We start from the raw sequence: 11,566 nt of genomic DNA on the forward strand, positions 1-11,566 counted from the left end.
CAGTAGGTTCATTCCAGCTCAAGGCAAAGGGAATACATGAAACACTTGAATCAAATGGCGAGGTTCCAAAGGATCAGGAAGGTGCATTCAAGCCAGAGGAGGCAGTACCAACACCACCTGAATACAGGGTGCACATGGAATGGTCCTCACCAGAGGATGCAATGTTCGGAATAGGCAGGGTATTATTCGCACATCCCGCAAGGGAACTGCACGACAAGGTACTGGATACATTAATAAGGGGTCCATACATAAGACTATTAAACCCAATGATGGAAGGAACCACATGGAGAGAGTACCTTAACTCTCCATAAATTTTATTTTTAAATAATTTTTTAATTTTAATGCCTATTTTTATTTAAAATTTATAAAAAGAATAAATTATGTGACAAAATCAGATACACCTATGGCATTTGTAAATACTGCAACATACAATGGTACCTTATGCTCACCATTGCCTAATATAAAATGCTCATTGTTCATGGCAATTTCAAATTTATTTATTTTTATATTAATTATTTTTTCCTTCTCCTTAAATACATCAGGTATGGCCTCATTTAAGGGATTAAAATCTCTTAAATAATCTATTTTTAAGGGTTTTACCATTAATCCAGTTTTTCCATGAAGGCTTAATGGAAATCTGATAAGCCTGTGTATATCTGTTGTAACAGGCTCATCTATTTCAGCAAGGTTACCCTTTTTAAAGTTTTCAATGATGTATTTAAATATATCCCTGTTATATGTAATTTTGTTTTTCGCATCAAATGAATCCATGATCTTAAATTTATTTCCGGATTTATCGGTAAAAAAATCAATAATTTTTTTTCCGTTAAAATACTTTTGGAGATAATTTATATAGTTATTGTAATTTCTGCCAAGTATTGATTTTATAATATTCTCATCAATGTTTTCATAAAATTCTGAAATGTAGTTATTTAATTTTTTAAGTATACCGTAGTTAAAAAAATCATCGTCAAGGTTTTTAAGGTCATCAATATTAATACCCTCTATTCTTATATAATCACCTATTTCCCTTCTGGCATCAGAATCCAGCTGGTATACGGCATCACTCTCTATATGTACATGATACCCCCTGCCGCCGGAAAAGTATAAATGAATGTTATCCTCGGTAAAACCAAAATCGTCCATGAGAACATTTATAAGTCTTAATGTATGCTTTTTTACCTCATCCAGTATCTGTGCATACGTCATCTTATTTGCACCCTCTATATGATCTGCATCAAGATCAAAAATCAGTTCTGCGCCTAACCACTCCTTTTCCTGCATTCTTGTAATTTCCGGATGCCTGTAATATGCCGATGAATAATAAAGATGCCTGGGCACGATTTTTTTCACAAATCTTTCTATTTCAATGTTGTTGTTATACATTCTGTGCCTTACCATGCTTCCATTAAATGGAATATACCCTATTTCCCTCTGGAATAGAAGATCCGGAGGTTTTATAGGATTTTTCACATAATAATCTCTAAAATAATCCCTGAGTTCTAATTTTTCCACCCAAACCAATTATTTTTTTTCTTATAATATTTTGCATAGCCTAAATAAATAAATTTATAACCATATGTAACATAATTATGCAATATGATTGGTGTAGGAATCAATGGATATGGTACTATTGGAAGGCGTGTCGCCCATGCTGTTTCAGCCCAGGATGATATGTTTGTTACCGGCATAGTTAAAAATTCCCCGGATTATGTTGCAAAGGAGGCATCAAAATATTTTAATGTTTATGTACCCTCTGAGGACAAAATTCCGGAGTTTGAGGAGAATGGCATAAGGGTTAAGGGAACACTGGATGATTTGTGTTCTGATTCTGACATAATCGTTGATGGAACCCCCGAAGGCATGGGTGAGAGGAATATAAAAAAATACCGGGAATACAATATAAAGGCCATACTTGAGGGTGGAGAAAAGGCATCTGCTGTTGAAACAAGCTTTAATGCCTATTCTAGTTTTGATGATGCATTAAATAAAAATTATGTGAGGGTTGTATCATGTAATACCACTGCACTTGCAAGGTCCCTGTACCCAATACATTCAAGTTATAAAATAAAAAATGTTAATGCGGTTATACTGAGGCGTGCCACTGATCCAAATGATTCAAAAAAGGGGCCTATAAATGCCATGGAACCATCAATGCAGTATCCTTCACATCATGCCCCTGATCTTCAGACAGTAATAAAGGGAATTAATATACTGACAACGGCTGTAAAGATTCCAACAACCCTGATGCATATACATGTTGTTGATGTCGATCTTGAGGATAATCTTAAAGAGGATGACATAATTGATATCTGGAAAAATTATGGCAGGCTCTTGCTTCTTAACAGCTCAGACGGCCTTAAATCCACAGCACAGATAATGGATCTTGCAAGGGAGCTATCAAGGAACAGGTCTGATTTATATGAAATAGCAATCTGGCGTGACAGCATAAAAATTAATAACAATAAACTGCATTACATACAGGCTGTACATCAGGAAAGTGATGTTATACCTGAAAATGTGGATGCTATAAGGGCTATGTTCAATTTGTTAGGTAAGGATGAATCAATTCGCAAAACCGATTCATCGCTTAAGATAAAAGGAGGGATATTTTAATGGCTAAAAAGGATGTTGAAAATGAGGAGAAGGTTGAGGAAAGCAAAAAGGAGATTACAATAGAGGATCTTCCAGGCGTGGGCGAGGCAACTGCTGAAAAATTAAGGGAAAGCGGATATGATGATATAATGACCATAGCCGTGGCATCCCCAAAGGACCTTGCAGATATAAGTGGAATAGCTGAAGGCGCCGCAATAAAAATCATTAATGCGGCAAGAAAATACGCTGATGTGGGTAATTTTGAAACAGGGGAGGAGATACTAAAAAGGAGGCAGGAGGTAATAAAATTATCAACAGGATCCAAAAATCTTGACACACTCCTGGGCGGTGGCCTGGAAACACAATCCATCACTGAATTTTTTGGCGAATTTGGGTCTGGTAAAACTCAGATAATGCTGCAGCTGGCGGTTAATGCCACACTTCCAAAGGAACAGGGCGGCCTTGAATCAGACGTGCTTATTATAGACACTGAAAATACATTCAGGCCTGAGAGGATTATACAGATGGCAAAGGCCAAAAATCTGGACCCTGATGAAACTTTAAAAAGAATACATGTTGCCAGGGCTTATAATGCTCATCACCAGATACTTCTTGCAGAAAAGGCTGCTGATGTTGCCAAGGAGTTTCCAATAAAACTCTTAATAGTGGATTCATTAACATCGCATTTTAGATCAGAATATGTTGGCAGGGGTTCTCTGGCAGAGAGGCAGCAGCTTTTAAATAAACACATGCATGATCTGCTTAAATTTGGAACCATATATAATGCCGTAATAGCCGTGACAAATCAGGTATCGGCAAATCCCGCCGTCTTCTTTGGCGATCCAATGACACCAATAGGCGGTAACATTGTGGGGCATACTGCAACATTCAGAATTTATCTTAGAAAGGCCAAGGCTGGAAAAAGAATAGCAAGATTAATAGACTCACCATACCTGCCAGAGGGTGAGGCGGTTATAATGATAAGTGAGGATGGAATATCGGACGGTGTATAAATTTATTTAAAATATTTTAAAATAATTTGGTTATTATGATGTTTCCAAATGGTTCATTCTGTTCCATGCTAATCCTTCCCCTTTTTTCAAGAAAAAGCATGTAAAGGAGAAATTCTGATCTTTCCTCTGTAGTTTTACCCCAGTAATCCTCAAGGAAAAATGGATTTATATATTTTTTAATTTCCTCCTGGACGCGGTTTATTCCCTCCTCTATATCCTCCTTATTTGATTTCATTAATATGTCCTCATTTATATCCACCGATGTGTCCTTTATTGTTTTTTCTTCCCTGGATTTCTTATAAACCCTTTTTATTGAATCCAGCAATTCAATTAGCGTTACATTTCTTTTGTCCTCATGCATTACAGGCTCCTTAAGATCAATAAAATCTGAAACCTCGTCATCGTCCATGGAATCCTCTATTTCAGGATAATCATCAGTTAACTCATCAGATATTTTATTACTGTTATACCCTCTTATCATTGCAATGCTTTTTTCATAAAGAATATGCCATGCACTGGATATAAGAAGTCCGGCCACCTCAAAATTTGGCTCAGGCTCACTAAAAAAAAGGTCCTTAAACTGCAGTATATCGATTTTCCATGGGTCTATTTTGCCATCCATGGCCAGTTTAAATACCTTTGATACGGTTTCAGAAAAAATATCTGGATATACCAAATTTTCATTCGCCTCATTTAATATTTCCTCGTATTCTGATATATCCTCATTTTCACCTTGCCTTATTATCGCCCTGAGAATCTCGCTTTTCTCCATCGTCCTCCTCCATATATTTTTCCACAATTTTTGTATTCCCATGCCCATCGGTGGTTACACCTATTATGTTTGTTGCAAATTTTGACACAGCCTTTTTCAGGGATACCATTATAACCTGTGCCTTTTTAGAATTCTCCCTGAAAAGCTTTCCAACCTGTTCTGCATTATAACCATCAAGGAACATATCAACCTCATCCAGATAATATACCGGTGATGGTTTTTCATTCTGAAATGCCAGTATAAGGGCAAGAACAGCAACACTCTTCTCACCACCACTCAGTGCATCTATTTTTATCATGTATTTCCCCTTGGGCATTGCCTTTATGTAAATTTCAGAATTTAATGGGTCATCCCTGCTGGTTATCTCCAGCGTGGCCTCACCACCAGTAAGCCTGTAATAAATCTCTTTAAAATTTTTATTAATGCCATCAAAAAGGTCAAGAAATGTTTTTTTCTCCTCCTCTATAATTTTATTCTGCATGTCTATAAGGCTTTCGCGTTCCCTTTTTAATGTGTCATATTTTTCTATATTTTCTGAATACTTTGAATACTCATCATCATATTCCTGTATTGCCTTCTGATTTATGGGGCCAAGTGATATTATTTCATTTTCATTATGGGCAATTTTTTCCCTAATCTCCCTTACAGTAAGCTTAAAATCAGGTATATCAGCATCAATAATCTCATTATGTATTTCATTAGACTTCTCAATTAGACCATCTATTTTTGCGTTTAATGATGTTATAAGTATATTTTTTTTATTAATTCCATCCTCTGTATTTCTTATATCAATTAATATTCTGTCCAGTGCATCATTAAGTTCAACCTTTTTATTGTATAAATCCCTAGATTTTGAATCTATTTCATACTCTCTGGCCCTCAGTTCATTCAGTGCATTATTTTTTTTATCAAGATCATTTTTTAAATCCTGAAGTTCTTTACTTTTTTCTTCAAGGGATTTTTTGTAATTCCCTATTTTTTCATCAAGCTCTGTAATTCTCTGCTCAAAATGTTTAATATCATTATTTATTGTAATTAATGTATCGCTGTGCGACTTATATTCTGCATTGGCCCTATTCAATTCAGATTCTATCTGTTTTTCTATTTCCATGTTTTCAGGATTTATCTCCTTTAGCTGTTTAAAAATTTCTTCCTTTTCCCTGTTATTTTTATAAGCCTTTAGCCTTAATTCCCTAAGATCAACCTCAATATTTTTAAGGTTATCTGTAAGTTCTGCTATTTCCCTTTTTAAGGTTTCAATGGAATCATTATATGATTGCAGCGATTTTTTCGATTCACCTAAAAGATTTTTATTTGATTCAAGATTTGCAGTTTCAACATCCCTTTTTCTTGTTAAATCTGTTAACTGGGATGAAACATTTCCAAGCTCGGAGTTTGCATTTTTCAATTCGCCATCTATTATTATGTTTTCATTTTCAAGGCTGGCTATTTCCTTTGTTATTCTGTTATATAAAATCTCATCGTTTTTCAGGTATCCGCCGGTTATTGATCCGGAGGCCTCAAAAATTTCCCCATCCAGTGTAACAATCCTTACACCGCCCATATGCTTCCTTGCATTTTCAATATTATCAAATAGTAATGTATCGGCAAAGCAGTACATGACTGCCATTTTAAATTTTTCATCATATCTTACAAAATCCCTTATAAACCCAATTGATATGCCATCCCTTACAAGTTTTTCACTTTTTTCATGATCCTTTGGGGCCATGATTTTATTTAATGGTATAAATGTAAGCCTTCCAAGTTTTTTTTCCTTTAAAATATTAATGCATCTTTCTGCGGCATAGTCATCATCAACAACTATTGCCCTCAGGCGTGCACCCCCAGAGACTATGACTGCATTTCCATATTTTTCATCGTATTCTATTAGATTTTTTAATTCACCATAAATCCCAGGTATGGTACCATGCTCCATTATATTATGTATCTCCTTAACTGCAGGAGACATTCCACCGCTGTAATTAAGCCCCCTTAACTGTTTTTCAAGTTCCCTTATCTTTTGATCATTATCTGATTTATTCCTTGATAATGATGAGACCTTATTCCTTAAATCAATGAAACGTGAGTTAATAAGATTTATTTCCTTTGAGTATTCATTTATGTTATCCTGTGACGCCTCTATTTTCCATTTTAAATCCTTTACCTTAAGCTGTAAATCCCTGTAACTATCCTCCTTTATGGAAATTTCCCTTTTTTTAACGGAAATTTTTTCACCAATATCATTTATTAACGCATTTTTTTCTTCAATTTCAGAATTTATTGAATTTATGGAATCATCAATAGATTTTAGTTTTTCATTTAAATCCCTCAATTTTTTGGAATTTGCATAATTCTCCTGACGAAATTTTTCAAGCTCTGCGGATATTTTATTTATGTTATTCTCATCTGTTTTTATATATGATTCATAATTCTTTTTCTCCCTGAGTTTATTCTGCAGCTCATTTTTCTGAAATTCCATGGAATCTTTGGAGGCCTTTATCTGCATTTCATAGCTGTCTATGTTTTCTCTATGGGTATTAATGCCTGCATTTATTGTTGCTATTTCCCTTGTTGTCTCCTCTATTTCCTTTCTGAGTTTTAAAACCTCTGATCCACCAAGGTCATTAAGCTTTTTCTCTATTTCCCTTATATTTTCCTGTGTTTTATTCTTATTATCATTAAGCTCTTTTAACCTTATATTAAGCTTATTTAATTCTGAATCAAGCCTTTTAACATCATTTTTATATAAATTTATCTCTCCCTCTATATTCTCAAGATCCTTTAGCTTTAAATATGCATTCATATCATCTATTTCCTTTTTTAAATTTGAATATTTTCTGGCATTTTCCCTATCAATATTTAATCTGTCAAGATTATGTTTAATTTCAGAGATCTTTGCATCCAGTATGTTTATGTTTTCATTGAGGCCATTAATATCGTTTTTGGCATTTTCAATTCTTTCTTTATAGCTCTCAATTCCTGCCATTGATTCTATTAATTTTCTTCTCTCGGCGCCGGACATTTTTATTATATTATTAATATCACCCTGAAGGACAAAACTGTAAGAATCGAGGTATATATGGAAGGAATCAATTAATTTTAAAACATCCAAATAACGTGCCCTTTTTCCATTAAGATAATAATTTGATTTTATTTCATTTCCATTGTTTACTATTTCCCTAGAAAGTGTGTACTTTTTATCCCCCTCTGAAATGGTCAGTGTGACCGAGCATCTTTTTAATGGTGGATCTGACTTATGTATGAAATCAGCAGCGCGATCCACCCTTATTGCCTTATTTGATTTTGCACCCAGAACAAATAGCATTGCATCCCCCAGGTTACTTTTACCGGAACCATTAGGGCCTATAATAACAGTGAATCCATCTTTAAGCCTTACAGTTACCTTTTTTCCGTATGACTTAAAGTTTTCCATTTCTATGGATTCAATAATCATATAATATGACAATGTCAGAAGGTATATTTATTTTATGTTATATATTATAGGCTTCATGCCTAAAAAGGTTAATAAAATAATATTATATAAACCATAAAATGGAAAATATAGAACTTTTAAAAAGAGATACATCAGAAATTATTACCGAGGATGAGGCTCTGGATGCACTCAAAAATTCCTGCAAGGGATACTGGGGCGTTGAACCCTCAGGGCTGCCCCACATAGCCACAGGCATACTGTTTACGAATAAAATAAATGATATGGTCAGGGCCGGGATTAAAATGAAGGTTCTTCTGGCCGACTGGCATGCCCGGGTAAATGATAAGCTCGGTGGTGATATTGAAAAAATAAGGGAGAGTGGTGAACTTTTAAAAAGAACCATGATCGCTGCAGGCCTTGATAGCCGTGTTGAATTCATCTGGGCCGGTGACCTCGTTTCAAGCAGGGATTACTGGGAGGAGCTTTTAAAAGTTTCAAAAAATTCATCACTTTTGAGAATAAGGAGGGCGCTTCCCATAATGGGCAGAACAGAGGAGGATGCCGACAGGGATTTTAGTAAATACATATATCCACTAATGCAGGTTACAGATATAATTTACATGGACCTTGACTTTGCCCTAGGAGGCATGGATCAGAGGCATGCCCACATGCTTCAGAGGGATGTTGCGGAGAAAATGGGCGTTAAAAAGGTAATCTCAGTGCATATGCCCCTCATATCAAGCCTTAAGGGATCAGGGAGAATGGATGACTTCAAAAAAATGTCCAAAAGCGACCCTGATTCGGCCATTTTTATTACAGATTCTGACGAGGATATCAAAAGAAAAATAAAACACGCATACTGCCCTGTGGGTGTTACAGAAAATAATCCTGTAATTGACATTTTAAAATACGTTGTTTTCCCGTACTATCAGGAAAGATTAACAATAAACAGGCCTGAAAGCAAGGGTGGCCCCGTGGAAGTGGATTTTCACGAACTTATTAATTTATATGAAAATCAAAAGATTCATCCAGTAGATTTAAAGAACGCGGCTGCAGAATCCATAATAAATATAATAGGTCCTGTGAGAGAAAAAATAGAAGGTGATTAAATGCCGTGGATTCCAAAAAAGGCTGTTGAAAAAACAGTTTACAGCAGTTTACTAAAAATGGATAATGGCAGGCTAATATCCCTAAAAACCAAAAAAAAGGACAGGTCAGTTACAATATATAAAGATAATAATTTATACAAAATAATAGAGGACGGATTTAAAAATGAATCATATGAAATAGGCGATGAAAAGGAATTAAAAAAAATGTTAAAAACACTTATAGAAATAGAGTTTCCAAGAAGCCATGAAATACTTGTAACCAGCCAGGAGGATAAAAATTAGGTAAATTTATCAAGGCTGGACTGGCTTGTGTCTGTAAAATTTCTGTCCATTATATCCAGTACATTTATTATTCTTGATTCAGAGAAATTGTGCTGGCCGCACAGGAAATCAATTATCCTGTTTCTATCCGGCCTTTTGAAGTTAAGGTTAATATTCTTCTCAACCGGTGGGTTTTTAAAAAAATCCTTTATTTCATCCAGATGATCTATGTTTTTGTTTTTTTCCTTTAGAACATTTTCTATTGTTCCAAATTTCTTTATGAGCTTTAATGCGGTTTTTGCACCAATCCCCGGTATACCTGAATTAAAATCGGTACCGACCAGAATCCCTATATCTATTAACTGTTCCTGTGTTATTCCATTGTTTTCAAGATTCTCCTCAAGGTTTATAATTTCCGGTGATACATTAATATATTTACCAGTGCCAGAAATCCTCCGCTTTCCATACACTGTAAAATTCCTTAATACACGCGGGGCACCAAATAGCAGGCAGTCATAATCCTGAGAGATAACAGAATCAACAATGCCGGCCCTTGCCGTGTATGATGCCTGTGCCTCACCCTCGGAAGGCGCCTGTATCCACGGTATCCCCATAAAATCAAGAAGCTTTTTGGATTCATTAATTATATCATCTGTAATATAATTTATTCTTGATGAAAGGGACCTTGCCCTTTCCATGTCGTTATTTTTTATTGCAGCATTAAGTTCCTCTATATTTTTTTCCCTTATCAGCCTTCTTTCCTTTAGTGTCTCATTTTTAAGATAAAATGGTTTTCCATCAAAACAGTAAACCGGTTTTATCTTATTTTCCAGCAGTGAGGATGTTCTATAAAATATACCTGAAAGATGTGATGTAATATTTCCCGCGCTATCCTTTAAAGGTTCACCATCCTCACCCCTTATGCTGCTTAAGAACTGGTATATAATGTTATAAGCATCAACAGTAACCATCTTACCTGCATTTTCCTTTAATGTTGTGGCATGCTTTATTAATATACTGGATATATCTACCCCCATGAATCACACCTGACACGATATGCCATTTTTTGTTATTTTAAATTCACTAAATAAATTTTCCTGGATTGACCTGTGCTTTATCACCGTTATTCTTCTGTTTCCATTATCCATTTTCTCAATATAATAAATGGCCTTCATGGCATGGTCTATAAAATAACCGCCAAATGGCTCAATTTTATGATTTTCAACATCTGCATATATCTGATTTGTAATAAGCACAGGAATTTCATATTTAATTGCAATACCGGACAGAATATTAAGCTGCCTTTCGTACCCCTCCATTCTTGCATTGGCATCGGTACCCGTTTCCATCCTGAAAAAATTTGTAAATGAATCAACAACCATTAAGCCTATACTTTTCCTTGAATCCCTTTTTTCTGCTATTAGCTTCTCCGCCTTTATCACAGCCAGATGCTGGTCATCAAGCGATTTAACCCTGTAAATATTAATATCGTTGTAGTTAAAATCATCACCACATATCTGTTTAAACCTTTCCACAGAAAATCCTTCAGTATCTATATAAATAACCTGCCTGCCAGATTTTACCATTGAGTATGAAAATATCATGGATAGATTTGTTTTGCCTGCCCCACCCATTCCATAAAATTCGGTTATTATACCAGGTTCTATACCACCCTGCATTAAGTTATCTATGCAATCATATCCTGATGGTATCTTTTCAGGTACCTCTGTGAACTTAATTTTTTCCATTTATTGTTAAATCCATAATACTATAAAAAAATATATGATTGTTATTATGGACATTAACAACTTTTTTATAATCATATTTTATTATAATTAAAATGGCAGATGTTTATATTGTTATTGGTGTTGCGCTATTAATTGTAGGAATATTCTCAATATTTTCAAATGTCCTTGTAATAGGCATACCACTGATCATTGTTGCAGCCTTCTTTTTATTCCAGTATTACTACAGTTCAGGCAAGCATGTTAATAAAAAAGTATCCAAAATAACATATGATGGAATAATAGAAACGGGGCTTTCAAAAATAGAAAGGGGGACATTTTATGTTGATAAGGACAAATTCATTTCAGAAATGTCCAAAATTAAGGATATAGTCTCACTTCAGGGAAAAATGCCAGAATTTGGCCTTGATGCCATATATTTTGATTTTAATACCCAGGCCTCGGCAGAAAAGTTTTCAATGGCAATAAATAGCACTGGTGTTAAGGCCTCTGTTTTGCAGGAAAGAACACAATGGAAGGTTAAAATTGATTTTTAATGTTTTAACATGACCATGCAACACAGTGTTACACACTATATATAATTTATTAATATTTTTCTGATATTTATCTCTAAATTATTATTTTTTTTATATAAAATT

At 34.8% G+C, this 11,566-nt stretch carries 11 protein-coding genes; 6 read left to right on the plus strand and 5 right to left on the minus strand.

From position 1 onward, the window contains the following. Positions 1 to 311, plus strand: a 311-nt coding sequence (locus AOG54_RS06125; protein ID WP_330218518.1) for a sulfur oxygenase reductase family protein, incomplete at its 5' end; no start/stop codon positions are given. A 67-nt stretch (positions 312 to 378) separates the two neighbouring features. On the opposite strand, the gene priS is transcribed toward AOG54_RS06125, so the two are convergent. Next, positions 379 to 1,515, minus strand: a complete 1,137-nt coding sequence (priS, locus tag AOG54_RS06130) for a DNA primase catalytic subunit PriS (protein WP_048101653.1) — start codon at positions 1,513 to 1,515, stop codon at positions 379 to 381. Between the two features lie 84 nt (positions 1,516 to 1,599). On the opposite strand from priS, the gene AOG54_RS06135 reads away from it, so the two are divergent. Together AOG54_RS06135 and radA are read left to right on the plus strand one after the other, a co-directional pair. Beyond that, positions 1,600 to 2,616 carry a type II glyceraldehyde-3-phosphate dehydrogenase gene (locus tag AOG54_RS06135; protein WP_048101652.1) on the plus strand — a complete coding sequence of 339 codons (1,017 nt, stop codon included), beginning with the start codon at positions 1,600 to 1,602 and terminating at the stop codon, positions 2,614 to 2,616. After that, the gene (gene radA, locus AOG54_RS06140; protein ID WP_048101651.1) at positions 2,616 to 3,608 is read left to right on the plus strand and encodes a DNA repair and recombination protein RadA; all 993 of its coding nucleotides are present in this window, start codon (positions 2,616 to 2,618) and stop codon (positions 3,606 to 3,608) included. The genes AOG54_RS06135 and radA overlap by 1 nt, the downstream gene beginning before the upstream one ends. A 16-nt stretch (positions 3,609 to 3,624) precedes the next feature. On the opposite strand, the gene AOG54_RS06145 is transcribed toward radA, so the two are convergent. Together AOG54_RS06145 and smc are read right to left on the minus strand one after the other, a co-directional pair. Next, complete coding sequence (locus AOG54_RS06145; RefSeq protein ID WP_048101650.1) at positions 3,625 to 4,380, minus strand: hypothetical protein; 756 nt, start codon at positions 4,378 to 4,380, stop codon at positions 3,625 to 3,627. Then, positions 4,337 to 7,834: a chromosome segregation protein SMC gene (gene smc, locus AOG54_RS06150; RefSeq protein ID WP_055032539.1), complete on the minus strand. Its 3,498-nt coding sequence runs from the start codon at positions 7,832 to 7,834 to the stop codon at positions 4,337 to 4,339. The genes AOG54_RS06145 and smc overlap by 44 nt, the downstream gene beginning before the upstream one ends. Positions 7,835 to 7,932: 98 nt before the next feature. Between smc and AOG54_RS06155 the strand changes: the two genes are divergently transcribed. Continuing rightward, complete coding sequence (locus AOG54_RS06155) at positions 7,933 to 8,922, plus strand: tyrosine--tRNA ligase (RefSeq protein WP_054963766.1); 990 nt, start codon at positions 7,933 to 7,935, stop codon at positions 8,920 to 8,922. Next, positions 8,923 to 9,204 carry a hypothetical protein gene (locus tag AOG54_RS06160; RefSeq protein ID WP_048101647.1) on the plus strand — a complete coding sequence of 94 codons (282 nt, stop codon included), beginning with the start codon at positions 8,923 to 8,925 and terminating at the stop codon, positions 9,202 to 9,204. It begins immediately after the preceding gene. Here the strand turns inward: AOG54_RS06160 and fen are convergent. Together fen and radB are read right to left on the minus strand one after the other, a co-directional pair. Continuing rightward, positions 9,201 to 10,220: a flap endonuclease-1 gene (gene fen / locus AOG54_RS06165; RefSeq protein ID WP_048101646.1), complete on the minus strand. Its 1,020-nt coding sequence runs from the start codon at positions 10,218 to 10,220 to the stop codon at positions 9,201 to 9,203. The genes AOG54_RS06160 and fen overlap by 4 nt on opposite strands. A 3-nt stretch (positions 10,221 to 10,223) precedes the next feature. Further along, on the minus strand, positions 10,224 to 10,931 hold the full coding sequence (radB, locus tag AOG54_RS06170) for a DNA repair and recombination protein RadB (RefSeq protein WP_048101645.1): 708 nt from the start codon (positions 10,929 to 10,931) through the stop codon (positions 10,224 to 10,226). A 92-nt stretch (positions 10,932 to 11,023) separates the two neighbouring features. On the opposite strand from radB, the gene AOG54_RS06175 reads away from it, so the two are divergent. Continuing rightward, complete coding sequence (locus tag AOG54_RS06175; protein ID WP_048101644.1) at positions 11,024 to 11,464, plus strand: hypothetical protein; 441 nt, start codon at positions 11,024 to 11,026, stop codon at positions 11,462 to 11,464. The last annotated feature ends 102 nt before the right edge of the window (positions 11,465 to 11,566 follow it).

The organism is Acidiplasma aeolicum (assembly GCF_001402945.1).
GTDB lineage: Archaea > Thermoplasmatota > Thermoplasmata > Thermoplasmatales > Thermoplasmataceae > Acidiplasma > Acidiplasma aeolicum.